Origin of the sequence: Mesorhizobium sp. YR577 (genome assembly GCF_900116595.1) — a bacterium.
GTDB lineage: Bacteria > Pseudomonadota > Alphaproteobacteria > Rhizobiales > Rhizobiaceae > Mesorhizobium_M.
The window spans coordinates 1-25,694 of record NZ_FPBI01000029.1; the positions used below are offsets into that span (position 1 = coordinate 1).

A 25,694-nucleotide genomic window follows, 5' to 3' on the forward strand; every position below is an offset into this window, starting at 1 on the left:
GTTGGCTGTTGCCGCGCTTAGCCGATCTCATGGCCCACCTCCCGGGGATTGACATCCGGCTCAATGCTCAGGGGGCTCGCTTGCAAGGCGACAGATTGCCTTGGACCCCTTTGACCGATGCGCCGGCTGACATTCAAATCGTCTATGGAGATGACATTTGGAAGGATAGAGCCTCACTTCTACTCTCCGAATCTTTTCAGCCGTTTTGTGCTCCGAAACTTCTGGAGGAGCACCAACTGGATTCCCCTCAATCGTTGTTAAAACAGACCCTCATAAGCACATTTCATAACCAGCTTTCCTGGGAAGAATGGTTGAACATACAAGGCATTCACCTCGATAAGACACCCATCAACAAAATACAGTTGGATCCCTCTCATCTTGCTATAGGGGCTGCCGTGGAAGAGTTGGGCATCATTCTTGAAAGCAATGTTTTAGTTGAACGTGAATTGAGTGCAGGAAACCTGGTCCCGCTATTGCCCGATCTTAGCCGCCCAGGGCTCAGCTATTGGATATTTACGCCGTCGACGGAGAGATCGCGCTCTACAATTGACGCTGTTGTCGATTGGCTCAAAGATGAGGCGACCAATGTACATCCGTGGTGGAGCTAGCCCCAACCGTTGAGGTTGGTAAAGGTAAGCGGCCTAGTGCGCCATTTTGGTTATCCCTAGCAGCATCCGCAGTTGCTACCCGGTTCGTCGCGCAGATTAAAGATTGAACGATACTCCAGACGCCAAGCGTCTCTCGCGAGCCGAAGAGCTTGTGCACTTCCGGTCTCCAAGCTGACGAATTATTTTCATCAGTTAGAGCGAAGTATTTGCGCTTTAGATTGTCGCCGCTGGGGCTACGATGCTTGAAGAATGTGATGTCAAATCCGCCGCATCGTGAAAAAGCAACCACAAACTAGAGAGTTTATTTCGTCAATGAATGCAGATGAGCAGACTGCGATCAAGGCCAATAGGTACCTTCTGCGGTATATGGGCGTCGGTGGGGATTTCATACCTTTTGTACCCGAGCGTGCTGAGGGTTCTTGGCTTTACGACTCGTCCGGGCGCCGAGTTCTTGATTTCACGTCTGGACAGATGAGCTCAGTCCTTGGGCACGCCCACCCGGAACTGGTCGAGACCATACATGTCGCCGCTGGCCGCCTCGACCACCTGTTTAGTATGATGCTTTCCAGGCCGATTGTGGACCTGGCTGCGGCCCTGGCGGAACTCGTTCCGGAGCTCCCGCGCTCGATGTTTCTTTCAACTGGAGGCGAGTCGGTCGAAGCGGCAATCCGACTCGCCAAAGTGGTGACCGGCAAATGGGAAGTGGTCGGTTTCGCTCAATCATATCACGGTTCGACCGGCGCTGCTGCTTCAGCCACTTATTCCATCGGACGGCGCGGTCATGGTCCACTCATGCCAGGCGCTTTCGCCATACCCGCCCCGAATGCCTTTCGCCCCCGCTTTCCCGGCGTGACCTGGCAGCAGGAGCTCGATGACAGTTTCGAGTTCCTCGATCGTCAATCGACCGGAAATCTCGCGGCATTTATTGCCGAACCCATCCTGAGTACAGGTGGTGTCATCGACCTGCCCATCGGCTACCTGGCCGCGCTGAAAACCCATTGTGAACGCCGCGGAATGCTCCTCATTGTTGATGAGGCCCAGACGAGCCTCGGGCGAAGCGGGGAGATGTTTGCTTTTGAACGCGATAACGTGGTGCCTGACATTCTATTGCTGTCAAAAACGTTGGGTGCGGGCATGGCGATGTCGTCCGTATCGACCTCCGACGCGATCGCAGAAATCGCCCATATTCGTGGGTTCACATTTGTAACGACGCATGTGAATGATCCTCTGCCGGCCGCGGTTGCCTTGAAGGTGATCGAGATCATCCAGCGAGATCGTCTCGTGGAAAGAGCAAGTGTACTGGGTGATCGCCTTAAGAAGGGCCTGCAGAACCTGATGCAGCATCACGAGTGCATTGGGGACGTTCGTGGTCGTGGGTTGTTGCTGGGCATGGAATTCCTTCCATACGCGGGGCATAACGGCACGGCGATCTCTCAGAGGGTCACGGAAGTGGCGCTCGAACTCGGGCTCTCTGCCAACATAACAGGCGCATATACGTCTGGTGTGATGCGATTCGCTCCGCCAATTACCTCAACCGAGGAGGAAATCGATTTCGGACTAAGCACACTGGACACAGCGATCACAAGAGTAGTTGAGACTCTCTAGATTTGATCGGCAATCTCTAAGGATTGGGAGGTTAGTCGATGGCGCAGGACATCTGCAATGGGATTTCCCGCTAGGTCGAGCCGACAACGAACTAGATCGAGAGTGAAATCGCAAACAAGAATTGACGCCCGCGGAGGAGCGCGGGCGGAAAGCAATGCCGGCGGATAGGGAGGAACTCGTCCGGACCAACCAGAGGGAAAAAAATGAACTTCACCCGTCGTAGCATTCTCGTAGCATCCGTAGCAGCCGGCATCGCCGCCATGCCCGTCATTGCGCTCGCCGAAGAAACACTCAATGTCGGCTCCTTCTCCAACAATCCGCCTTTCGAATTCAAGAATCAAAGCGGTATCTTCGAAGGCTTCGAGGTTGACATTGTCACGGAAGCGGCGAAGCGCGTAGGCATGACCGTAAGCATCGAAGGTTATGATTTCCAACCACTGTTCGCAGCCACAAGCTCTGGCCGTATCGATGTTGCGATATCGTCGATCACGATCACCAGGGAGCGTCTTGTCTCTCAGTCCTTCACCCAGCCATACTACGATTCCGGCATGGGTATTGCTGCAAGGGCGGATGGTGTAGTGAATGGTCTTGCCGACCTCAAAGGCAAGACGGTCGGCTCGCATTCCGGTTCGACCAGCCACAAGTGGCTGACGGAGAACAAAGACAAATACGAGTTCAGCGAAGTGAAAGGCTACAATAGCCAGCAGGATGCCCTGCTCGATCTCGCTGCCGGTCGCGTGGATGGCGTAACGAGTGACGTCCCCAACCTGGAATACGCTTTCACGAAGATGAAGGGTCTCCGAGTGGTGGAGCAGATCAGGTCGGGCGAACAGTATGGTATGATGATGACCAAGAATTCGCCCCATCTTGGAAAGATCAATGATGCGCTGAGCGCGATGAAGAAGGATGGCACAATGCAGGCCATCCACAAGAAGTGGTTCGGCACGAACGCTCCAGACCAATCCTCCACCTTGCAGGAAGCTGCGTTGCCGAAGGGCTGACAGCGTAAGCTTGAGCCGCGTTAGATCGAGCCGGCGGAAAGGGGAACTCCGCCGGTGCGATTCTTATGCATCCGCCACCATGATTCCTTCGAGCGCCAATGACCCTCATCGACACATTCTTCAACGCCGACGTTTTCTTCGCCGCGTTTCCGGCCTTGCTGCGCGGCCTCATCAACACCTTGGCGCTAGGACTTCTTGCCATCTGCCTGGGCATTCCCGCTGGCATGCTGATCAGTCTTTTACGGCTCTATGCACCGTGGCCGATCCGTTGGCTCGCCATCGGTTTCATTGACATTTTCCGCGCGGTGCCGGTGCTCGTAGTTCTGATCCTGATCTATTTCGCGCTACCATTTGTCGGCATACGGCTCTCTGGCTGGGTATCGGCGACACTCGCTTTCACCCTTGTCATGTCTGCATACTCAGCGGAGATTTTTAGAAGCGGTATCGAGAGCATTCCGAAGGGCCAGTTCGAGGCCGCGCATGCACTCGGGCTGTCTTTCTTCATTACACTTCGAAAGGTGGTGTTGCCGCAGGCGATGAAACTCGTGATTCCGCCAACGACCAGCAATTGTGTTTCGATGTTCAAGGACACTTCGCTCGCATCTGCAGTGGCCCTACCGGAACTTTTGAAGGAGGCAAATGACGCACAAGCGTTCTATGCCAATCCAACGCCGCTGATCGGCGCGGCATTGATCTATCTAGCCTTCCTTTGGCCAATGGTTCGGCTGGTCAACTATGTCGAGCGCCGAAGCAAGCTGCCAACCAGCCGGTGAGGTGGCTATCTGTAACCGCCCATAACGTCAGCGGTGAAGATGTTGTTCGCAGCTAATAACCGCTTTGGACGATCTCTTCCTGTTAGCCGCCAGTCCGCTATCGTGAAGATCCTATGGGGATGGAAGGCGACCAGCGCTCTGCCAGAGTGAAGTTGCCAAACATCACCTGGAGGTCAGCATGCAAGCCAACACCACCAAGGCCCCGGCCGCTATCCGCGTCGATCTTGCCGCAATATTTGTCTCGTTAGAACTGTCTCGTTCAAAATGGCTCGTGACTTCGCTTTCGCCAGGTGGAGGCGAGAGAATGTCGAGACACCTCGTGTCTGGGGGCGACATTCCGGGTTTGCTCGATCACGTCGCAGAGCTGCAACGAAAGGCGGAAGTGCGGACAGGGCAGAGCTTCCGGGTCATATCAATCCAGGAAGCTGGTCTGGATGGATTCTGGATACATCGGGTTCTCGAACGCGAAGGCATCGAGAGTTATGTCGTGGCCCCGGCATCCATTGCCACATCGCGTCGCCGTCGGCGGGCCAAGACCGACCGGATTGACGGGGAAGCACTGGTTCGAGCGTTGTTGGCCTACAACCGCGGCGAGCCTCGGGTTTGCGCGATGTTGCGAGTGCCAACGCCGGAGGAGGAAGACCGTCGCCGGTTGGTGCGGGAGCGGAAGGCTCTGACGAACGAGCGGATCAGGCACGTCAACAGGATAAAGGGCCTTTTGTTCAGCCAAGGTGTGTCCGGATACGAACCACTGAAAGGCGATCGACGCAAATGCCTCGACACGCTCATTACCGGAGATGGGCGTCCATTGCCGCCAGCGCTCATGGCGCAGATCAGCCGCGAACTTGATCGCATCGAGTTGCTGATCCAGCAAATCAAGGATGTTGAAGAGGCCCGCGACGCCATGCTCGTCGCGGCAGATGTGCCCACACCGGCCCTGCTGCTCAGCCTCAAAGGAATTGGTCCTGAGTTCGCGGCCGTCCTGTGGTCCGAGGGATTATCGCGCAAGTTCGACAATCGACGACAGGTTGCCGCCTACGCTGGTTTGGTGCCAACGCCCTGGCAAAGTGGGCAGATTAATTGCGAGCAGGGAGTCTCGAAGTCCGGCAATCCTAGGCTCCGGTCGACACTTGTCCAGGTTGCGTGGTTGTGGGTGCGCCATCAACCCAATTCCGCACTCAGCCAGTGGTTCAGGGCGCGAGTCATCCAGAATGGTGGCCGGTACAAGAAGACGGCGATCATCGCCCTCGCTCGGAAACTGCTTGTTGCGCTGTGGAAATACGTGAACGCCGGCGTCGTCATAGAAGGAGCTCTCCTGACGAAACCGTCAGCGTAGACGCCAATCGATCATAACAATCTCCAGGACCGATCAGGCCTGGCAGATCCTCGGGTAGACGAACCGACGAAACTCATGGCCTCAAACAGCCGCTGCTGAAGAATGGTTTCGTCTCTTGGGTCCGAATCCGCCGCAAGCGGGATCATGGAACAGGTGCATGCGCCCTGACCGAATATAAGGTGGACTGGGTTCGTTCGCGAACCGCGTCACGCAAACGGACTCATCGAATGGATCTATGGATTGCTCGGAGGTAGATGACAATGTCGACGTGATGCCGTTTGTAGTTGACCATCCCCATATAAGGGTTTCGGGTGCTGGCAGGCATACGAAAGCCCCTCATGCAGGAACCCGCGGGCCACAGTCGATAGCTATGGGGATTTTTGATTTCGGCTGATGTCAGGGATGGCGTGACCGCCGCTGGCAAGCGCCGGATTGGGCGATAGCCTGACTGTCGTGGCCGGACATACGCCGCAGGCGCAACTCATCGAGGGATTCTCCTTCCAAACCCTTCAGGAGCGCCAGACCATACAGCGGGTACGGAGTGGCTGGACGGCTTGAAGGTCCTGAAGTGGTCAGGGCATCGAGCCGCGACAGTTCTGGCTCCGCGCAAAGCTCGCTGACATACATTCCCGATGACGATCGCCGGTCAGTTGCGTTGCAGTGCCGCCTACTGAGAACGGCTGAGGCTTGCTGGCAGTGATGAAATGAAGTCGGTTAGCTGGTCGCCAAGAAGCTGCACATGCTCGTTTGCGGCTTTCTGCGCGGCGGCCGGATCGCCAGCGTCGATCGCGTCCATGATGCGGACATGTTCGCTCAGTGTGTTCAACATCCGCCCAGGCTGGTAGGTGACGCGCAATCTGTATGAGCCGATCCGTCGACGCAGCTGAAGCGTCTGTTCGGCGATGAAATGCGTGTGGGCCGCCTCATAGAGAAGGTCGTGGAACTGCTGGTTGACCTTGTAGAAGGTGACGGGGTCGCCGTTCTCGTTGGCCTTGACGAGTTCTTCGTGAACCTTTCGCATGGCGGCCCGGTCGGCCGGCGTCGCCCTGCGCGCCGCGAGTTTGGCACAGAGACCTTCCAAAGCGGCCATGACGTCGAACATTTCGATGAGAGCGGGGATCGACAGCACTGCAACATGGGTGCCCTGGCGACCGCGCGTCTCCACTAGGCCAATAGCCAGCAAGGACTTTATGGCTTCGCGGACCGGTGTGCGGGACAGACCGAAACGGCGCGACAGTTCCATCTCGTCCAGCCGTTCGCCCGGCGCAAGGCGACCGTCCAGAATCATCTGTTCAAGCTGCTCACGTAATTCCTCCGAACGGGTCGGAGCGCGGGTTGCCGTCGCCGCATTCGATACGCGAATTTCATCCTGGTCCAATTCGAGCGCTCCTTTGTTTTCCCTGCAATTGGTCCAGCCGGACGATTGTCCGAGGCCATATATACTTTTCTTTCGGGACTGCATTCAATCCATGTCTCTTTTGTATATCAGTTCGGCGATGCAGTTTCTGATCTTCTCCACAATCATTGCGGGGGCCTCAATCATCGGAAAGTGACCGGAGTCGTAGGTGCGGATCGGGGTGGCATCAAAGCAGGGCATCGAATCGGGGTACGCGAGTCGCGCAACATGGGGCGAGTTGAGCAGCATGCCCGGACAATTGATCAGCGGCCAACGCTCCTCGGCATTCCACGCAAACAGGTCGTCCTTGACGTCCAGGGCAAATCCGGGTGCGGCAGCGGCGATCATGCCGTCGGCAATCGACTGTCGCATGGCCTCGCCCGTACTTGGATGCACAATAGTGTCCACCATCATCCGCATGCTCACGGCATAATTCCCGGCGAAGTCATCGTGGCGGCGCCTGATTTCCTCGGCGGGAACATATCCGTAGTAACCGCGGTCAGACAATGTATCGAGCCCGATGAGCGCTTTCACCTGCGCCGGTACAGCGATGGCGGTTTCGGTCGCGATCGGGCCACCCATCGAATGGCCGATAAGGATGGCCTGCGTGATGTCGAGATGAGCCAGCAACATGGCGACGGCGCCACCCATAGCCCTGATGGTCTGGCTGGAAGGCGGCGGCGGAAACATGCCCCCAAAGCCTGGATGGGACATCGCAAGAATGCGGAAGTCTGCAGAAAGGTCCGGTGCGATCAGATTCCAGTGATCGGCGGTGCCGCACCAGCCATGGATCAGCACCAGCCAGTCCCCACGGCTGCCGAAGGTGCGATAGCCGATCTGTCCGCCGAAGGGAGCGTCCAGCGAGGTGAGTTGAGCCATCAGACTGTTTCCGAGATTGCTGCTGGAATTGATCAGCCCTTGATACCGCTCGTGGTCATGCCCTGCGTGAAGTATTTTTGCAGGAGCAGGAACAGCAGGATCAAGGGCAGTGTGGCGACCGTTGCGCCTGCGAAGGTTTCGCCCCAGTTGGGCAATTGCGTCGGTGACCCCTGTTGGGCTATGGCCACCTGGATGACCTGGCGCGCGGGATCCTGGACGATGACCAGCGGCCATAGGAAGCTGTTCCACGAAAACAGGAAGGTGATGAGGCCGAGCGTCAGCATCGGTACCTTCACATTCGGCAACACAATGGAAAAGAAGATGCGGACATGACCAGCGCCGTCGATGCGTGCGGCGTCCTCCAGTTCGACCGGCAATTCTTCGAAGGCCTGTTTCAGAAGGAAGAGGCCGAAGGGGCTTGCGATCCATGGGATCATGATGCCCAGAAGCGTATTCGACAGGCCGAGCCCCGAAACCACCTGATAGAGCGGCACCATCAGCGCTTCGATCGGCAGCAGGAAGGTGAGCAGGATCAGGACAAAGACGATCTTGGCGCCGGGAAAGCTAATGCGGGTCAACGAATAAGCGGCCATCGCGCAAAGCAGCAGGGTCAGTGCAACCTGTCCGCCTGCGACGATCGCGGTGTTCAGGAGAGCGGGCAGGATATTGGTGCGCTGGAACAGCGTGGCATAGTTTTCGCCGGTCGCTCCAACCGGGACAAAAGCCCTCCAGGAAAGCGGTGAGACGTCGTTGAACAGGGTCAACTGGTTTTTGAGGGACGAGGCCACGATCCAGGCATAGGGCGCCAGGAAACAGCAGACGATCACCAGAATGACGAGGACGACGAAAAGGCCACGCCGGATGTCGATGCTTTTCATGTCAGTAGTTCCAGCGGGAGCGTAAGAGTGCCATCTGGGCCATGGATATGGCCAGCACCACCAGCAGCAGGGCCACGGAGAGGGCCGAGGCGTAGCCTGCCTGCTGCATAATGAAGGCCGTGTTGTAGATGTGGTAGACGATAAGGTTGGTGCTTTCCTGTGGTCCGCCCTGTGTCATGAGGAAGGCCGGGGCAAAGGCCTGCAGTGAAAATACCGTCATGATGACGACCACGAACAATGTCGTTCGCGAGAGCAGCGGGATCGTTACGTTCCAGAGCACTTGCCGGCGCGTCGCGCCGTCGATGCGTGCGGCTTCCGTCAATTCCGGAGGCAGCCCCTGGAGCCCGGCAAGAAACAGGATCGCGCCGAAGCCTACCTGTTGCCAGAGGGTCATGGCGATGATCGCCGCAAGAGCCTGGCTGGTGGATGTCAGGAACGGTTGGTTGCCGATGCCCAGAATGCCAAGCACGCCGTTGACGAGGCCATTGGACGGATCCAGCAGAAATGACCACATCGTGGCGACAACCACCGAGGACGTCACTACCGGCAACATTATTATTGTTCGCACGAGACCACGTGACGGCAGCTTCGAGTTGAGGAACAGAGCCAGCGAAAAGGCAACCGGAATAACGAAGAAAACGACACCCAGCGCAAACAGGAACGTGATGCCGAAGCTGGTTGCGGCATCGTCATATTCAATCATGTCGGTGAAGTTTCGCAATCCGACGAATTTTTCGGCCGCAGGATTGAGCAGAGTGTAGTCGTAAAGACTGTTGCGAGCCATCAGCAGCAAGGGCACGTACTGGAAGATCAGCAACAGGATCATGAAGGGTGCAAGAAAGCCGACGGCAACCAGCCGGTCACGCTTCTGTCGCCTTGTGGCGGGTTTTCGCGCTGTCGGATGAGCCTTGGCCGAAACGGCCAGGGCGTAGTCGCCAGCCGGCATTCTTGCATCCATTGCCATTTACCGATCGAGAACGCGCTGAACTTTTTTCTCGGCATCCGCCATCAGTTCGGCCGGATCGCCGCCAAAGGCCACACTACGCAGCGCGTCGGTAACAATTTTGTCGTACTGGGCGAATTTCGGCCCCGGCGGGCGAGGCTGGCCCCATTCCTGCAACTGGTCGACGAAAACCTTCATCGGGTATGCATTGTACGTTTCGAAGCGGGGAAACAGGCTCTTCAGCGTCGGCAGATTGCCGCGCTGGCTGACATTCATGTAGGCGTACTCGCCCCATGACATGTCGACCACAAACTGTGCGGCCATCTCGGGATGCTTGGAGCGTGCGGTCGCACCGAAGGTAGTCGAGCCGGTATGAACGATCGGGGTTTTGAAATATGGAATGGGCGAAATGCCCCATTCGATCTTCGGATCTTTCAGAAGCGCATTCCCGGCTGCCGGTGTATCTATGTAGAAGCAGGCCTTGCTGTCGAAGAAAGCGTTCGGAATGCCGGCCTTCGGGGCGACGCCCTCGGTGTTGAACAGCGAACGATAGAAGGTCAGGGCCTCGACTGCTTCCGGCGTGTTCAGATAGCCTTCCACAGATTTTCCGTCTGGCGAAAGGGCCCAGAAGGTCTTGTAGGCGCTGCTGGATGGATCGGCTTTCGGATCACCGGCGGAACGCTGGTAGATCAGATCCTGATAGACGAGGCCGGGCTGGCCGTTGCCGAAACGGGTCGGGCCGAGACCCCAGACGGTAGCCGCACCGGCCGGTCCCTGCTGGCATTTCTTGAAAGCTTCAAGCGCTTGTTGCCACGTCCATGCGTCTTCGAGCGTTTGCGGCGGCTTGATGCCGGCAGCCTCCACGAGCGTTTTGTTGTAATACATCGCAACGGTGGTCTGCTCGATGCCCGGCGAATAGACTTCGCCATTATAGCTGTGTTCGGCCTTGGTTGCTGGCAGGATGTCGTCGTCCCATCCCGCGGGCAGATATTTGGTTATCGGCAGAAGGATGCCCGCGGCCGCATAGGACTGCGTATTCGGGCCGTCATAGACGATTACGTCCGGCGGATTGGAGCTTGCGGCCTGGACCGAAATGGTGTCGGCCAACTGGGCGAATGGAACCTCGTTGATCTCGAATTTGACGCAAGGGTGTTCCTTCTGCCAGGCTTCCATCGGTGCCGGATAGGGATAATTGCCGGGTGTGCGCAGAATGCGCAGCGTCACGGTCTTACCCGTGCACGCAGCGGTATCCTGTGCGAATGCCCCGGTGCCGCAGAGCGCGGAGGCGCCGAGCAGGCCTGCGAAGAATAGTCTGCGGGATTTCATCCGCTAGTCTCCTTGTTGATTGGGGTCTGTAAGTGCATTCTCGCCGTCCGCGCAGATGGCGCGGCCAGTATCCGTATCGAAAAGCGACATGCGCTCTGCCGCGATGCGCAGCCGCTGGTGACTGCCTTCGGCTGCCGCCTGTTCGGGCGGCAGCATTGCCGAACAAGACACGCCGGCGAATGAGAAGTGCAAAAGAGTGGTTGGGCCGAGCAGTTCGGCCATGTCTACGGATACGGTGAAGTCCTTTGCTCCGCCGGCCAGGAAATGCTCCGGCCTGAGGCCGATTTCGACGCTTCTCCCGACGTAGTGGGCAAGTGCTGCCGTTCTGTCGAAGGGCACCTGCAAAGTTACCCCTTCCAGTTTCAGGACCGGCTTTCCCGCCGCCATCTCGACCTTGGCGGGCAGAAAGTTCATGGTTGGGCTGCCGATGAAGCCTGCCACGAACCGCGTTGCCGGCCGCTCGTAGAGTTCCAGAGGCGTGCCCTGCTGCTCGATCCGGCCCTGGTTCAGCACCACTACCCGATCGGCGAGTGTCATCGCTTCGACCTGATCGTGAGTGACATAAATGGTGGTTGCCTTCAGCCGCTTGTGCAGTCTGCGAATCTCGGTCCGCATCTGCCCGCGCAGCTTGGCGTCGAGATTCGACAAGGGTTCGTCGAACAGAAAGACGGCAGGGTCGCGAACCATCGCGCGCCCCATGGCGACGCGCTGGCGCTGACCTCCGGAGAGCTGCTTGGGGCGACGATCCAGCAATGGTGTGATGTCGAGGATACGCGCCGCATCCTCTACCCGCCTGCGGATCTCCATCTTGTCCATGCCCGCGAGGCGCAGCCCGAAGCTCATGTTCTGGGCAACGCTCATATGCGGATAGAGGGCGTAGTTCTGGAAGACCATGGCGATGTCGCGCTCGCGCGGCTCCAGTTCATCGACGCGGCGGTCGGCGATCCATATCTCTCCGCTCGACACTTCCTCGAGCCCGGCGATCATGCGCAGCGTTGTCGACTTGCCGCAGCCGGAAGGCCCGACAAGGACCACGAATTCGCCGCTGATGATGCCGAGATTCAGGCTTTCGATCGTATTGGCCGAAGCGTTTTCGTAGGTTTTGCCGACATTCTTCAGCGTCACGTCTGCCATGCAGGGTTTCCAGTTTTCATTGCTTCCAGGCCGATCGGCAGCTCTAAACGACGACATTGATGCCATTTTCGTATTCACGCAATACGTATAAGTATGCAAAAATTGATTTTTTGAAAAATAGGCGAGAATTGCCGATAAATGGCGCAAAATGCTTCGAAACTGGCCACTAAAATGCACAGTATCTACTCAATCCAGATATCCTGATCGAATTTCGACAAAAAATCCGATTACAGGGAAAAAAAATTATAGACTTGACCTAAAATTATCGTATGCAGAAAGGATATTTATGTATCCAATCAGGAGACGCAGGTGGAACTCAATCTTGTCGGAAAAACAGCGCTGATCACCGGAGCCTCCCAGGGCATCGGCCATGCGATCGCCAAGGTTCTGGCTGCGGAAGGATGTCATCTTCATCTGGCAGCGCGCAATGGTGCGGCCATGGAGGCGCTCAAGAAGGAACTGGCGCAATATCCCGTGACTGTCACCGTTCATGAAGCCGATCTCAGCACCACTGAGGCGATGGAAGCGCTGGACAGGGCTTGCGGTGATTACGATATCCTCATGAACAATGCCGGCGACATACCGGCCGGCAGCATCGAAGACGTGACCGATGAAGCCATCCGTCGCGGCTTCGACCTGAAGGTTTTCGGTTATATCAGTCTTTCCCGTGAATTCTGGAAGCGGCGCAAAGGCAGGAGTGGCGTCATCATCAACGTCATCGGCAACTCCGGTGAGAACTGGGACGCCGCCTATTTCGCAGGTTCGACCGGCAATGCAGCGCTCATGAGCTTCACCAAGGCGCTGGGCGGCCGCAGTTTGGATCAAGGCATCCGCGTCATCGGCGTCAACCCCGGTCCGGTAGATACGGCGCGCATGCTCAAGATTATGAAGCGGAAGGCCATCGACATGCTCGGTGACGAGTTGCGCTGGGAAGAACTGTACGAAAAATATCCCGGCAAGCGTCCTGCGACGGCCGAGGAAGTGGCCGATCTATGTGCTTTCCTCGCTTCCCCCAAGGCCGGCTACATAACCGGGACGGTCGTTACTATCGACGGCGGTATTGCCGCCCGCGGATCGGTGATCTGATCCGCCATGGCCGATGCTCGTACTCGCAATCGCTACTTCGACGATCTCTCTTCCACACCGGATTTGGCGTGGATGGGCCAGAATACCAACCATGTGCCGGCCCATCCGGCCGTGACCGAGGCGATGACCCGCTCCATCGAGGCGGGTGAGTTCAACGCCTATGCGCCGCCGATGGGCTTCGAGGCGCTCAGAAGCGCGATCGTCGCCGATCTCGGCGTGCCATCGGGCGAAGCGCTGGTGACCGAAGGCGGTGTCAACGCGCTGGCCATGATCTGCAAGGCTCGCGCCAGGCTGGGCACCACTTTGGTGACCACTGACCCGACCTGGAAATGGCCGTGCCTGTTTGCCGAGCAGGCAGGCGCCACGGTGATCCAGATTCCGATCTACGATCCTGCGACCAATTACAAGCTGACACCGGAAGCGCTTCGCGCTGCCGTCGACGACCGTTGCGCGCTGATCTACATCGTCGATCCCAACAATCCGCTCGGCATCCGCTATGAGCGCGAGGAGATAGAGGCTTTCGCCGAGATCGCACGTTCGGTCGGCGCCTTGATGATTCACGATTGCACCTACCGGGATTTTGCCGACGGACACACGCCGGTCTTGCAAGTGGCACCTGAGGGCACTGTCGTCTCGCTCAGCTTCTCGAAATGGCTGGGTCTGGCCGGCATGCGCATCGGCGCGCTCGTGGCCGAGCCTGCTCTTGTCGATGAATTCTCGGCGGCATCTAGCTCCGTGCTGGGTGCTTCGGTGGTGGCCCAGCGGGCGGCCATGGCCGGTTTGTCGGTGAAGGCCGAATGGATGCAGGAAGTGCGCCGCCTCGACCGCGCCAACAAGGCAATGATCGTCACAGCTGCCGAGGCGGCGGGGCTTTCCGTTCCAGTCCAGCCGTCGCACGGCAACTTCCTGGTGCTCGAAACGGTCACGACCGGCGTCACGCCGGAGGCAATCGTGGAGGCTGCGCGCCGCGAAGGTGTGATGATCCGTCAGGGCCGCTATCATACGGCTGCCTTTGGGGATCGTTTCATCAAGGTCTCCACTTCCGTGCCGTCCGCCTGGGCCGAGCGCTTCTGCGAAGGCCTGCCGCGCTACCTCGAAACCGCGCGGACTCTCAACGACGTGCCGGCCCTTTTCTAAGGCTGGCCGGACCACGTCTGAATATATGAGATCACAAGAGAGACGCCCCATGTTCGCGATCGCCAAGGATGGCACCAGGCTCTACTACGAGACCACCGGCGAAACCGGAACGCCGATCCTCTTCATTCATGAGTTCGGCGGCAATTACGATGCGTGGGATCCGCAGATGAGCTTCTTCGCCCGCCGACACCGCTGCATCACCTATGCGGCGCGCGGCTATGCCCCTTCCGATATTCCGACGGACGTCGAGAACTACTCGCAATCGATCGCGGCGGAAGATGCGGTCGCGGTACTCGACGCTCTGGATATCGAAAAGGCGCATATCGTTGGTCTCTCGATGGGTGGATTTGCAACGCTGCATTTTGGTCTCCGCTCCCCCGAACGGGCGCTTTCGCTGACGATCGCTGGCGCAGGCTATGGCACCGAACGGGCGACGGCCGACTATTTCCGCAACACCTCGCTCAAGGTCGCCGATAATTTCGAGAAGGACCCGGTCGCTTTCTCGAAGATCTATTCGCTGGGCGCGAGCCGCGTGCAATTCCAGAACAAGGACCCGCGTGGCTGGGCGGCCTTTGCCGAGCGTCTGTCGTGCCACTCGGCCATCGGCGCTGCCAATACCATGCGCGGTGTTCAATGCCGGCGTCCGTCCTTCTGGGATCTGGAAGAGGAACTGAAGCAGATGATGGTTCCCGCCCTGGTGATGACAGGCGACGAGGACGATCATTGCCTTCAGCCTTCGATCTATCTCAAGAAGACCATTCCCGCGTGTGGTCTCGCCATCCTGCCGAAGACCGGACATACGCTGAATCTAGAGGAGCCGGCGCTTTTCAACGCGTTCGTTTCGGATTTCATCGCTCAGGTAGAGCAGGGCGCCTGGAAGGTGCGGGATCCCCGCGCCGATCCGGGCCAGGTGATGAGGACGGAATAGGCTCATGCCGCGCCGGCCTTCCATATCCGCTGAAAGGCTTTGGGCGCGGCTGATGGCGCTGGGCGAAGACGGGGCCTTGCCCGGCAACGGCGTCAACCGTCAGGCCCTGTCGTCGCAGGAAATTCTCGCCTGGCGCAGGCTCCATGCCTGGGGCGCCGAGACCGGCCTCGTGCCCTCAACCGATGCGGCCGGCAACTTCTTTCTTACCCTTGAGGGGGCTCTTCCTCACCTAGCTCCGGTCCTTGCAGGAAGCCATATCGACAGCCAGCCCACGGGCGGCCTTTTTGACGGCGCCTTCGGCACCCTTGCCGCATTGGAGGCCGTCACGGCGATCGCCGAGGCTGGCACGAAACCGGAGAGGTCAATCGTGGTGGTGGCCTGGATGAACGAGGAAGGAAGCCGGTTTGCTCCCGGCATGATGGGTTCGGACCTTTTTGCCGGCTCGCGCACGCTCGATGAGGTCATGGCGACCAGGGATGCCGATGGCATGACTGTGGGCGAAGCACTGAGGACAGTTCATGACGCCTTTCCCGATCTAGAGCACAAGCCACTCGGCTTTCCGATTCACACCTATATCGAGCCGCATATCGAACAGGCGGACTTGCTAGAGCGAAGCGGGGCGGTCATCGGCGTCGTTAGCGGTATCCAGGGCAAGAAGACTTACGAAGTCACGCTGAGCGGCCACGAGGCGCACGCCGGTACAGAGCCCATGGAGCGCCGTCGGGATGCGCTCCAGGCCTTCGCCCGGATTGCCGTACGGATGCAGGACGCAATGGCAGGAGACGACGTGGTAAAATTCACCATCGGCCGGGTCGAAGTGGAGCCCAATGCACCTTCGGTCGTCCCCGCCAAGGTGACCTTCCGCATCGATCTGCGCCATCCCGACAACGCTACGCTGGACCGATTTTCGGCACGCCTGGAACACATTGTGGCGGATGAGGCCGCACCTTGCAGGCATCAAATCCGCCGTCTTGTCGATGCCCCTTCCAACGGCTTCGATGCCGGCCTGCAGCTGGCCATTCGCACTTCCGCCGCGCGGCACGGCTATCCCGCATTGGACCTACTTTCCGCCGCCGGCCACGATGCGCGCCAGATGGCGGCGCTTGCTCCCAGCGCCATGATCTTCATTCCCTGCCGTGGTGGCATCAGCCATCATCCCGACGAATGGGCCGAACCTGAACACGTCGCGGCCGGGGCCACCGTTCTTCTCGACCTGCTGCTCGAACTGTCAGGTCTTTCTTCCAACCAAGGAGTTGCATGATGAGCACTGCCAATGACATGGCCGAAATGCCGGTCCAACTGCCGCGTGATCCAGCTAACGCCGCCGAAGCCCGCAGCCGCTATTTCAATTCCGGCAACGCGTTCAACATCAAGCTGCCTCCTGTTCCGGGCAAGATCTTCACCGACGAACCGGCCAAGGCCATGAAAATGGAAGCGACCGGCTTCAGCAACTGCGACCTCTCGGAAAATTTGCAGTGCGCCTTTCCTGCGACCACGCCGCTGATGCTGGCGCGTTATGCCGTGGTCAAGGCGGGCGAGAGGCTTGATACGACGCTGAACAATACCGCCTCGATCTGGTATCTCATCAGGGGCAAGGCAGACCTCGTCGTGGGCGACGAAAAGGCCGTGCTCGGCAAGGGTGACGTCTTCCTTCTGCCCGGCGGCGTGGCTTCCGCCATCACAGGCCAGGAAGACAGCGTCTTCTGGGCCGTCGGCAATGATCCGCAACTGAGGTTCGATGTCTCCGCGCCAATCACCGGCGAGCGTGCGGCGGTAAGCTTCGTGCACTACCCGGCCGGAGAGATCACGCACCAGCTGGGTGTCGTCTACGGCTCAAACGCCAATGCCAACACATCCGGTCACGCGTTGATCTTCTCGGCGGAGAAGACCGAAGGGGCCCGCAATATCACCCCGACGATGACGCTTTCGCTCAATACGCTGAAGCCCAAGAGCGAGCAGCCGCCTCACAAGCACAACTCGGCTGCGATAACGCTCGTCATTAATGGCGATCCTGCCTACTCGATGGTCGCGGATACCAAGTGCGAGTGGTCGCCCTGGGCCACGCTTGTCACGCCGCCAGCCGCCAAGCATAGCCACCACAACGACGGCAGCACGCGGGCGGAATTCCTGATCGTGCAGGATGGCGGGCTCTATTACCACGCGCGCACCATGGGCTTCGAGTTCTACTGATGCGGCTGATCATCGATACCGATACCGCGGGGGACGACACCTATTCCCTGCTGCTTGCGATGCGCACGCCAGGTTCCACTCTGGAGGCAGTGACGGTCTGTGTCGGCAATGTTCCGTTCGACCAGCAGGTCGAAAACGCACTGGCGACCATCGAAGCCGCCGGTTTCTCAGGCAAGGTGCCGGTTTATTGCGGCGCGCGGCGCCCCATGGTCAAGCCATGGGAGGCCTCCACGATGCACGGCAATGACGGCATGAGCGGCGCCAACCTGCCGCTCGCCTGCCAGCGCCCCGAAACCATACATGCGGTGGACGCCATCATCGAACGGGTGATGGCCGAGCCCGGCGAGATCGACATCCTTGCACAGGCGCCGCTGACCAACATCGCGCTTGCCGTGATGAAGGAACCGCGCATCGTCAAGGCCGCGCGCCATCTCTGGATCATGGGCGGGACCGACAATTCTGTCGGCAACATCACGCCCTGCGCGGAGTACAACTTTTTCATTGATCCCGAGGCTGCGCGTATCGTCTTCGAGGCGGGATTCAACATCACCCTGTCGACTTGGACGCTGACTTTGCGTTCGAGCGTGTTCGACGCCGATCAACTCGAAGAAATCTTCGCAATGAAAACGCCGCTGTCGGAGTTCTACCGGAAGGTTTCGGCGGTACCGCGCCAGACCGCCGAAGCCCGCTATGGCCGGCCCATGAGCACGCATCCCGACTCGCTGACCTGTGCGTGCGCGCTGAATCCGGCGCTGATCGAATCCGCTCGGGATGCGGTGGTGCGGATCGAGACTGGCGGGGAAATCACCCGCGGTTTCTCGGCTATCCATCCGCCGGTGCTGGGCAATCGCTGGCCGGAATACAAGGTCAACGCCCGTGTCATCGAACAGGCTTCCAATCAGGGCTTCTTCCAAATGTTGAAGCAGGCCCTGGCGGCGGATTTACGTGCCTGACAACGTGAGAGCCGGTCGGGCACGTCCGGTTGGAAATCCCGGGGAGGTGATATGACCCCGCCTGTTCGTTTGGTTCCCGAGCTAATGTGCAGCCGGGCTGGGCGCAACCCGCACAATGCGGCGGCATAGATTGGAAACGCCTGATTTTCGTGCAGGCCGCTGCATAAAAAATGGATTTACCTGCACGCCAGATTTAAAATTCTGCATGCAGAAATTCACAATATGAATTCACACAACCCAAAATGCGACCTATGAGTGTATATCTCGTGAAATCCTGCCCCCAGAGGGTGGCAGTCGCATAAGCCTCAACTCTAGAGGTGCCATTTCCCGGTTGGCATGGGGTTTGCTTGTATCCTGCCTGTAAATAATTGCATACGCGCAGGATCTGGCGAATGAGTGATGGGACGATTGCGTTGACCAGCGATTATCACGGCCGTGGCAGCGCCATGGGACTGATCGAGTTGCTGCAGCCGGCAAAGGCACGAAGCGTTGCGGTAGCCGAGCATACGGCCGTGGACCCCAACAAGCCGCTGATCGAGCTGCGCAACGTCTCCAAGACCTTCGGCGCGGTGAAGGCGCTGCAGGATCTCGAGGTCGCGATCAAGCCGGGTGAACTGGTTACGGTCGTCGGTCCTTCGGGCTGCGGCAAGAGCACGCTGTTCAATATTCTGGCCGGCCTGGAAGAGCCGGATCCCGGCAACATTCTCAGGCTGCGCGGCCAGAGCTCCATGGCGTCCGATCTGCTCGGCCAGGTTTCCTTCATGCCGCAGCGCGACCTGCTGCTGCCGTGGCGCAACGTCATCGACAACGCCATCCTCGCGCTGGAGATCGAAGGAATGCCACGGGCCGAAGCGCGCAGGCAGGCATTGCAGATGCTGCCGGAATTCGGACTGTCAGGCTTTGAGAAGCAATATCCGAACCAACTGTCCGGGGGCATGCGCCAGCGCGTCGCGCTGATGCGCACCTTCCTGTTCAAGCGCGACCTTATGCTGCTGGACGAGCCGTTCGGCGCCCTCGATGCATTGACGCGTACCATGATGCAGCGCTGGCTGCTCGACGTCTGGCAGAAGCACAAGCGCACGGTGCTGTTCATCACGCATGATGTCGATGAAGCGATCTTCCTGGGTGATCGGGTCCTGGTGATGACCGCGCGTCCGGGACGGATGAAGCTTGAGCAGAAGGTTGACCTGCCACGCCCGCGCAAGGCCGACATCGTGACGTCCCCAGAATTCATTGCGTTGAAAAAGACGCTTCTCGAAGCGATCGAGGAGGAGAGCATGAAGTCGTTCATGGTCTCGGGACACTAGAGAATATGAGGAACCGACAATGAACGACTATTATTCCGGCCGCCCCGCCCATACCTCCGAAGCCGAATGGAAGGCGCGGGTCGATCTTGCCGCATGCTATCGCATGGTCGCGCGGCTCGGCATGGATGACCTCATCTACAATCACATTTCCATGCGCGTGCCGGGGCATGACGACCAGTTCCTCCTCAACCCTTACGGCTTCCTGTTCGAGGAGATCACCGCCTCCAGCCTCGTGCGGATCGACACCGAGGGTAACAAGCTCGACGACACGCCTTACACCGTCAACAAGGCTGCCTTCGTCATCCATGGCGCGATCCACAAGCACAGCCATGACGCCGCCTGCGTGCTTCATACACATTCCGATGCCAGCGTGGCGATCTCCTGCCAGAAGGATGGGCTGCTGCCACTCAGCCAGTTCGCCATGCGCTTCTACCAGCGCCAAGCCTTCCATGATTACGAAGGCGTGGCAATCGACCTGGAGGAGCAGGAACGGATTATGAGCCATCTGGGCTCCAATCGCGTCATGCTGATGCGCAACCATGGCATTCTCACCGTGGGGCGCACGCCCGGCGAAGCCTTCATGCTTCTCTACTATTTCGAACGCGCCGCGCGCATCCAGCTCGACCTTCAGGCCGCATCGGCTTCCGGCGTAGCCCTCGTCGTGCCCCCGCATGACGTCTGCGAGAAGGCCGCGCGGCAGTTCTGGGAAAGCAAGGGCGACATTCTCATCGCCGGCGAAAGGGAGTGGCCAGCCTTTCTGCGTCAGCTCGACCGGGAGGGGTCGGACTACCGGCGCTGAGCCGGATTGAGGGAACAACGATACTAACAACAACCACCAGAGAGGTTAAATGCTTAATCGACGTAACGTAATTGCCGCCTTGGCGGCGGTAACCCTCGGCGCGCAGGGGCTGGGGCTTGGGATCAGACAGGCTGCTGCCCAGGAAATGGCGGACGCCAGCCTGCGCCTCAAATGGCTGACACAGGCCCAGTTCGCCGGCTTCTATGTTGCCCTCGAGAAAGGCTACTACAAGGAAGAGGGCATCAACCTCACCATCAATCCCGGCGGCCCCAATCTGCTGACTGAGAACCTCGTGGCGACCGGCGCCGATACCTTCGGCCTTTCGGGCGGTACGGACAGTGTCTTCGCAGCCCGCGACAAGGGCATGCCCATCGTCTGCATCGGCGTTTCGCATCAGGTCACGCCGTTCGTCTTCGTTTCCCACAAGGACGGGCCGGTCAAGGCGGTCGCCGATTTCAAGGGCAAGAAGGTCACGACCTGGTTCACCGGTGCCAACCATGTCTTGTCGGCGATGCTTTCGAAGGCCGGCATCACTCCTTCCGACGTCGACATCCAGCCGCAGCAAGTCTCCGTCACGCCCTTCGTCGACAAGCAGATCGATGTCGTGACCGCGACCCGCTACAACGAGCTTTACGTCATCAACCAGCGCGTCGGCGCCGAAAACCTGCAGCTCTTCGTGCCGGAGGACAGCGGCGTTTCCTTCCCGCGCGATACCCTGATCGTTTCCGAGCAGACCGCCCTGCAGAAGCCCGAACTGGTCGAAAAATTCCTGCGCGCCAGTGTCAAGGGCTGGAAGCAGGCCTTTGCGGACGAAAAGGACGCAATCGACATTATCATGAAGATCGCGCCTACGCTCGATCGTGCCCAGCAGGAGTTCATGCTGGCGGAGGTGAAGAAGCTGATGGTGGCCGGCAAGGGCGACACCGAAGGCATATTCACCATCGACAAGGACGCGGTCGGCTCCGCCAACGATCTGCTCGCCGAATATGGCGTGATCTCCAAGCCTGTCGACATTGATGCTGCCTTCAATCCCGGCTTCATCAACAAGATCCCCGGCGCGGAAAGGCGCTTATGAGCGCCGCCAATGCCATAGCCTTGCCCGTCGAAAGGACGGGCAAGGTATTGAAGGTTCTCAAGCCGCTGCTCGGGATCGCCGCGGCGCTTGTCTTGCTCGAACTCATCGTCATCGCCTTCGACGTGAAGCCCTACTATCTGCCGCGTCCCAGCGCGATCTTCTCGTCCATCGCCGCAACCCCGCAGGCCTATCTTTTGGGAATATGGCGAACTTTCCTCGAGACGGCTTTCGGCTTCGTCGCCGGCAGCCTCTTCGGCGTGGCCATAGCGGTGATCTTCCATCGCTGGGTTGCGCTGAAGGAGTTGTTTTTTCCGCTATTCGTGGTCTCTCAGACCATTCCGGTCATCGCCTTCGGCGCGGTTGTGGTGCTGTGGTTCGGCAACACGCTGTTTGCCAAGGCTGTGATTTCCTTCTACATCAGTTTCCTGCCGGTAACGGTCAACACCATGCTTGGCTTCTCCGCAGTCGATCCGCGGCAGGTTGCGCTTATGCGCAGCTTCGGCGCATCCGATGGCCAGATCCTTCGCCGCCTCTATCTTCCGGCAGCCTTGCCGCAGCTCTTCGTCGCGCTGAAGCTCGCCTCTTCGCTTGCGCTGGTAGGAGCCATCGTTGGCGAATGGTTCGGCGACACGACCGGCCTCGGCGTATTGCTGCTTCAAGCCATGTACAACGAAAATGTCATCGGCATCTGGGCCACCATCGTCGTATCCGCGTGCCTGGGCATGGGTCTGTACGGCTTCGTCTCCTGGATGGAGCGACGCATCGTCTTCTGGGGGATCGAGCAATGAGTGCATTCCTGGCAACCGACGGTGCGCGCCAGATCGCGCGCGGTTTCGCCGGCGCGTTCCTGCTCGCGGCGATCTGGGAACTTTCGGCGCGCGGCCTCGACCTGCCAGCCTATGTGCTTCCTTCCGTCAGCAGCATTCTGGCGGGCATGGCGCGCGACGCAGCGAGTCTGCTTGAGGCGGCCCGGTTTACCGCGACGGAAGCCTTGGCCGGCTATGTGCTCGGCTGTCTCGTCGGGATGTCTGGCGCCGTCATCGTTGCGATGATCCCAAGCGCCCGCAGCGTGGTTCTGCCTCTTGCCACCGCCATCAACTCGGTGCCGGTGGTCGCCTATTCGCCACTCGTGTTGCTGTGGTTCGGCGTCGGCATGACCTCGAAGATAGTGATGGTGGCGATTGCCGTCAGCTTCACTATCTTCCTCAGCACCATCGCGGGACTGGACAGGGTGGACCGCAAGTCGGTCGATCTCATCCGTTCTTTTGGTGCCGGCCGGTTTGCGGTTCTGTGGCGGCTGCGTCTGCCAACGGCATTTCCGCTCATCATCGCGGGCATGCGCGTTTCCACCGTGCGCAGCGTCATCGTGGCGATCGTCACCGAAATGCTCGGCGCCTATGGCGGCCTCGGTTGGGTGATCTATCAGGCCGTGCTGCAGATCGACTTCGTCAAGGTCTGGGCGGCCATCATCGTCGCTTCCGCGATCAGCCTCGCCTTCTTCGGCGCGATCAGCTTCGTGGAACGGCGCTACATTTTCTGGAGATAACCATCAGCATGACACGCAAGATCCATTTCGGCCTGTTCCTTCTCGGCACCGGCAGCCATGTCGCCGGCTGGCGGATGCCAGGCGCGATGGACAGCTTCCAGGACATCGAGATGGTCAAGCAGATCGCCGTGGAGGCCGAGCGCGGCAAGTTCGACCTGATCTTCATGGGCGACAACCTCAACGCCGATCCGGGTGCGCACCCGTCCTATACGGCGCGGCTGGAGCCTCTGACACTACTGGCGGCCATTGCCGGTGCGACCAAGCACATCGGCCTCGGCGCGACCGCGTCGACGACCTATGGCGATCCTTTCAGCGTTGCCCGCATCTTTGCCTCGCTGGACCACATCAGCTGCGGCCGTGCGGCCTGGAACGCAGTGACGACGGCCAATCCTGCGGCGGCGGCGAATTTCGGCACCATGCACCCCGATCACTCCAGGCGCTACGAGGTCGCCGAGGAGTTTCTGGGTGTGGTTCGCGGCCTTTGGGACTGCTGGGCGGACAATGCGATCGTCGCTGATCGCGAGAGCGGGGTCTACATCGATCCCGTAAAGGTTCGCGCCCTCGATCACGAAGGTACGCATTTCAAGGTCAAGGGGCCACTGAACATCAGCCGCTCGCCGCAAGGCCAGCCGATCATCTTGCAGGCAGGCGGCTCGGGCCCGGGCCAGGAGTTGGCCGCCAAGTCGGCCGACGTGGTGTTTTCCGTCACGCAGGACCTTGACGAGGCGCGGGCCTTTTACGCCTCGCTCAAGGGGCGACTGCCAGGATATGGCCGCGAGCCAGATTCCCTGATTGTCTTGCCCGGTGTAATGCCGATCGTCGGCCGCACCGAACGCGAGGCGCACGACAAGCTGGCGCAACTGCAAGGCTTCATCAGTGAGACGAACGCGCTGTCGCTGCTCAGCGACCGGTTCGGCATCGACATGAGCATCTATGATCTCGACGGTCCGGTTCCGGAAGGTCTCGTTCCCTCCGACAGCTATCATGCATTCGCACGGGTGATGCTGGACAAGGCAAAGCGCGAGAACATGCGGCTGCGGGACGTATACAACTTGATGGCCGCCGCTCGCGGCCACTGGGTGCTCTGCGGAACGCCGGACTACATCGCCGACACGCTTGAGACGTGGTTCACGACGGGAGCGGCAGACGGATTCAACGTTATGCCCTCCTATTTCCTTGGTGGGCTCACGGACTTCGTCGACATGGTGGTGCCTATCCTCCAGGCCCGTGGGCTCTACCGGACGGAATACGAAGGCAGAACCTTGCGCGACCTCATGGGTCTGGCGAGGCCGGAAAGAATTTAAGGTCGGGAGAATGACCACGGTGGACGAACATATTTCACCCGTCGACAGCCAATGTTTCCGTGAAGGTATGTCGCGGTTCGGAGCGGCGGTGAACATAATCACGACCGCTGGCCCGGACGGTCCGTACGGGTTCACGGCGTCGGCCGTCTGCAGCGTCAGCGATACGCCGGCGACGCTGCTGGCCTGCATAAACAGGTCCAGTTCGTGCTTTCCCGTCTTCGAGAAAGCACGTCTCTTCTGTGTGAACACGCTGGCACCCAGCCACGAAAGGTTGTCTAACCTGTTCGGAGGCAAAACCGGAATGACCGAGCGCTTTGCCAACGGCAGGTGGGTAAACGGAAAATCAGGCGTGCCCGTTCTCGAGGATGCGGCCGTGAGCTTTGAATGCGCCCTTGTTCATTCTGTCGATGAGGGAACACATCGCGTTCTTTTTGGGCACGTTCTTCATCTCCGCACGGCGGAGCGCGACGACGCGCTGATCTATCTGGCGCGTCGCTACCACAGCATAGGGCAAACAGCCTCGAGGAAGCCGGACAAGGAATGCCGCATCGTTTCGGCCGCGATGGTCAGGAGATAGCAGCCTGATCAGTGTCCATCCTAGGGGACGCATGTCAAACTGCGATCTAGAGCAGATGTCGTCGGCCATATAGCATGTCGCGAACAAGCGTTGCGACGGCGATGTTTCACTTCAAGCGAGCAGTAGATTCCTAATCAGCTTCTCGCGCTTCAATGCGCCTGCGATTCATGCACAATGGAAAAAGTTAGTCTTCAACGTTCTCTAGGAGTGCTTGCGACGAATTTTGGATGTGGCGCCTCATGGCGAGTTCGGCCGTCTCCGGATCAGGGTCGGCCAACGCATCGACAATTCGTGAATGCTCGACAAAGGCGCGTTGAGCGCGGTCCGGCACCTTCCGCAACTGCCGGTGGTATAGGCCGATCAAGGCGGCATAGTCTTCACAAAGAAACTTGATCAGAAACTCATTGCGGCCGCACTGCGCGATAAAATTGTGAAAATCGCTGTCAAGTTTGCGATTCAGAAAGCCGGCCATGCCGATACTCTCAAGCCTTGCCCGTTGTCCTTCTATTATTCGATGCAATTCGGCGATCTCGTCGTCGGTGATGATCTTGGCGCCTAGACGCGGTGCTCTGGTCACGACCTTGCGTTCCTCAAGGCGACGAAGCGCTTCGCGCAACGACCCACGGCTGATGCCGAAACGCAGCGTAGAACGACTTCGCCTCGGTCAGAGCAATAACTCGCCGCAAATCGCGAGATTAGGGTTCGCTTTCATTCAAGACCAGCTATTCGTCCACTTTTGACTCATCGGTGACCTCCGCCGGTCCGTGTTGCGAATCTGTTTCGCGGCGAAGTGATCGTGGAGGATCGGAATATATGGGCGACTTGACTGGGGAATTCCTCGCACGCGAGAAGCACCGGCAGAACACGAAGGAAAGCTGACAGAAATGGTACTGACGCGAAGTCTCTCTTGGTG

General features: G+C 59.1%; 25 protein-coding genes. 18 read left to right on the forward strand and 7 right to left on the reverse strand.

Features of this window, described 5'->3' with window-relative positions; all coding sequences use genetic code 11:
- The 5 genes from BM413_RS27970 to BM413_RS27990 form a co-directional block, all read left to right on the forward strand.
- Positions 1–608, forward strand: a 608-nt coding sequence (locus BM413_RS27970; protein WP_244538058.1) for a LysR substrate-binding domain-containing protein, incomplete at its 5' end; no start/stop codon positions are given.
- Between the two features lie 366 nt (positions 609–974).
- Positions 975–2,213, forward strand: a complete 1,239-nt coding sequence (locus tag BM413_RS27975) for an aspartate aminotransferase family protein (RefSeq protein WP_348272945.1) — start codon at positions 975–977, stop codon at positions 2,211–2,213.
- Positions 2,214–2,416: 203 nt separating this feature from the next.
- Positions 2,417–3,214 carry an ABC transporter substrate-binding protein gene (locus BM413_RS27980; protein ID WP_091918139.1) on the forward strand — a complete coding sequence of 266 codons (798 nt, stop codon included), beginning with the start codon at positions 2,417–2,419 and terminating at the stop codon, positions 3,212–3,214.
- A gap of 98 nt (positions 3,215–3,312) precedes the next feature.
- On the forward strand, positions 3,313–3,987 hold the full coding sequence (locus BM413_RS27985; RefSeq protein WP_091918140.1) for an amino acid ABC transporter permease: 675 nt from the start codon (positions 3,313–3,315) through the stop codon (positions 3,985–3,987).
- Between the two features lie 178 nt (positions 3,988–4,165).
- Positions 4,166–5,323, forward strand: coding sequence for an IS110 family RNA-guided transposase (locus tag BM413_RS27990; protein WP_091918141.1), 1,158 nt, complete (start codon positions 4,166–4,168; stop codon positions 5,321–5,323).
- A 667-nt stretch (positions 5,324–5,990) separates the two neighbouring features.
- Here BM413_RS27990 and BM413_RS27995 read toward each other — a convergent pair.
- The 6 genes from BM413_RS27995 to ugpC form a co-directional block, all read right to left on the reverse strand.
- Positions 5,991–6,701 (reverse strand): GntR family transcriptional regulator, encoded by a 711-nt coding sequence (locus BM413_RS27995; protein ID WP_244538059.1) that lies wholly within the window; start codon positions 6,699–6,701, stop codon positions 5,991–5,993.
- 84 nt (positions 6,702–6,785) lie between these two features.
- Positions 6,786–7,598 (reverse strand): alpha/beta fold hydrolase, encoded by an 813-nt coding sequence (locus tag BM413_RS28000; RefSeq protein ID WP_091918143.1) that lies wholly within the window; start codon positions 7,596–7,598, stop codon positions 6,786–6,788.
- A 32-nt stretch (positions 7,599–7,630) separates the two neighbouring features.
- Positions 7,631–8,476 carry a carbohydrate ABC transporter permease gene (locus BM413_RS28005; RefSeq protein WP_091918144.1) on the reverse strand — a complete coding sequence of 282 codons (846 nt, stop codon included), beginning with the start codon at positions 8,474–8,476 and terminating at the stop codon, positions 7,631–7,633.
- Position 8,477: 1 nt separating this feature from the next.
- Positions 8,478–9,422 carry a carbohydrate ABC transporter permease gene (locus BM413_RS28010; RefSeq protein ID WP_175544471.1) on the reverse strand — a complete coding sequence of 315 codons (945 nt, stop codon included), beginning with the start codon at positions 9,420–9,422 and terminating at the stop codon, positions 8,478–8,480.
- Between the two features lie 18 nt (positions 9,423–9,440).
- Positions 9,441–10,745 (reverse strand): extracellular solute-binding protein, encoded by a 1,305-nt coding sequence (locus tag BM413_RS28015; RefSeq protein WP_091918146.1) that lies wholly within the window; start codon positions 10,743–10,745, stop codon positions 9,441–9,443.
- Positions 10,746–10,748: 3 nt separating this feature from the next.
- Positions 10,749–11,879, reverse strand: a complete 1,131-nt coding sequence (gene ugpC / locus BM413_RS28020; RefSeq protein WP_091918147.1) for an ABC transporter ATP-binding protein — start codon at positions 11,877–11,879, stop codon at positions 10,749–10,751.
- A 309-nt stretch (positions 11,880–12,188) separates the two neighbouring features.
- Here ugpC and BM413_RS28025 point away from each other — a divergent pair, with 309 nt between their 5' ends.
- The 13 genes from BM413_RS28025 (at position 12,189) to BM413_RS28085 (ending at position 24,781) form a co-directional block, all read left to right on the forward strand.
- Positions 12,189–12,965 (forward strand): SDR family oxidoreductase, encoded by a 777-nt coding sequence (locus tag BM413_RS28025; protein WP_091918148.1) that lies wholly within the window; start codon positions 12,189–12,191, stop codon positions 12,963–12,965.
- Between the two features lie 6 nt (positions 12,966–12,971).
- Positions 12,972–14,102, forward strand: coding sequence for a pyridoxal phosphate-dependent aminotransferase (locus BM413_RS28030; RefSeq protein WP_091918149.1), 1,131 nt, complete (start codon positions 12,972–12,974; stop codon positions 14,100–14,102).
- Between the two features lie 49 nt (positions 14,103–14,151).
- The gene (locus BM413_RS28035) at positions 14,152–15,030 is read left to right on the forward strand and encodes an alpha/beta fold hydrolase (RefSeq protein WP_091918150.1); all 879 of its coding nucleotides are present in this window, start codon (positions 14,152–14,154) and stop codon (positions 15,028–15,030) included.
- Positions 15,031–15,034: 4 nt separating this feature from the next.
- Positions 15,035–16,291 carry a hydantoinase/carbamoylase family amidase gene (locus BM413_RS28040; protein ID WP_091918151.1) on the forward strand — a complete coding sequence of 419 codons (1,257 nt, stop codon included), beginning with the start codon at positions 15,035–15,037 and terminating at the stop codon, positions 16,289–16,291.
- Positions 16,291–17,220: a cupin domain-containing protein gene (locus BM413_RS28045; protein ID WP_091918152.1), complete on the forward strand. Its 930-nt coding sequence runs from the start codon at positions 16,291–16,293 to the stop codon at positions 17,218–17,220. The genes BM413_RS28040 and BM413_RS28045 overlap by 1 nt, the downstream gene beginning before the upstream one ends.
- Positions 17,220–18,173 carry a nucleoside hydrolase gene (locus tag BM413_RS28050; RefSeq protein ID WP_091918153.1) on the forward strand — a complete coding sequence of 318 codons (954 nt, stop codon included), beginning with the start codon at positions 17,220–17,222 and terminating at the stop codon, positions 18,171–18,173. The genes BM413_RS28045 and BM413_RS28050 overlap by 1 nt, the downstream gene beginning before the upstream one ends.
- 392 nt (positions 18,174–18,565) lie before the next feature.
- The gene (locus tag BM413_RS28055) at positions 18,566–19,480 is read left to right on the forward strand and encodes an ABC transporter ATP-binding protein (protein ID WP_175544472.1); all 915 of its coding nucleotides are present in this window, start codon (positions 18,566–18,568) and stop codon (positions 19,478–19,480) included.
- A 19-nt stretch (positions 19,481–19,499) separates the two neighbouring features.
- The gene (locus BM413_RS28060) at positions 19,500–20,279 is read left to right on the forward strand and encodes a class II aldolase/adducin family protein (RefSeq protein ID WP_091918154.1); all 780 of its coding nucleotides are present in this window, start codon (positions 19,500–19,502) and stop codon (positions 20,277–20,279) included.
- 49 nt (positions 20,280–20,328) lie between these two features.
- Entirely contained in the window at positions 20,329–21,354 is a 1,026-nt protein-coding gene (locus BM413_RS28065) for an ABC transporter substrate-binding protein (protein WP_091918155.1), read from the forward strand.
- Entirely contained in the window at positions 21,351–22,142 is a 792-nt protein-coding gene (locus BM413_RS28070; RefSeq protein ID WP_091918156.1) for an ABC transporter permease, read from the forward strand. The genes BM413_RS28065 and BM413_RS28070 overlap by 4 nt, the downstream gene beginning before the upstream one ends.
- Positions 22,139–22,900 (forward strand): ABC transporter permease, encoded by a 762-nt coding sequence (locus BM413_RS28075; protein WP_091918157.1) that lies wholly within the window; start codon positions 22,139–22,141, stop codon positions 22,898–22,900. Before BM413_RS28070 ends, BM413_RS28075 begins: the two co-directional genes overlap by 4 nt.
- A gap of 8 nt (positions 22,901–22,908) precedes the next feature.
- Positions 22,909–24,204, forward strand: a complete 1,296-nt coding sequence (locus BM413_RS28080; RefSeq protein WP_091918158.1) for an LLM class flavin-dependent oxidoreductase — start codon at positions 22,909–22,911, stop codon at positions 24,202–24,204.
- 10 nt (positions 24,205–24,214) lie between these two features.
- Positions 24,215–24,781 carry a flavin reductase gene (locus tag BM413_RS28085; RefSeq protein ID WP_091918159.1) on the forward strand — a complete coding sequence of 189 codons (567 nt, stop codon included), beginning with the start codon at positions 24,215–24,217 and terminating at the stop codon, positions 24,779–24,781.
- 184 nt (positions 24,782–24,965) lie between these two features.
- Here the strand turns inward: BM413_RS28085 and BM413_RS28090 are convergent, their stop codons facing one another.
- Positions 24,966–25,424: an FCD domain-containing protein gene (locus tag BM413_RS28090; RefSeq protein WP_091918160.1), complete on the reverse strand. Its 459-nt coding sequence runs from the start codon at positions 25,422–25,424 to the stop codon at positions 24,966–24,968.
- Between the last annotated feature and the right edge of the window lie 270 nt (positions 25,425–25,694).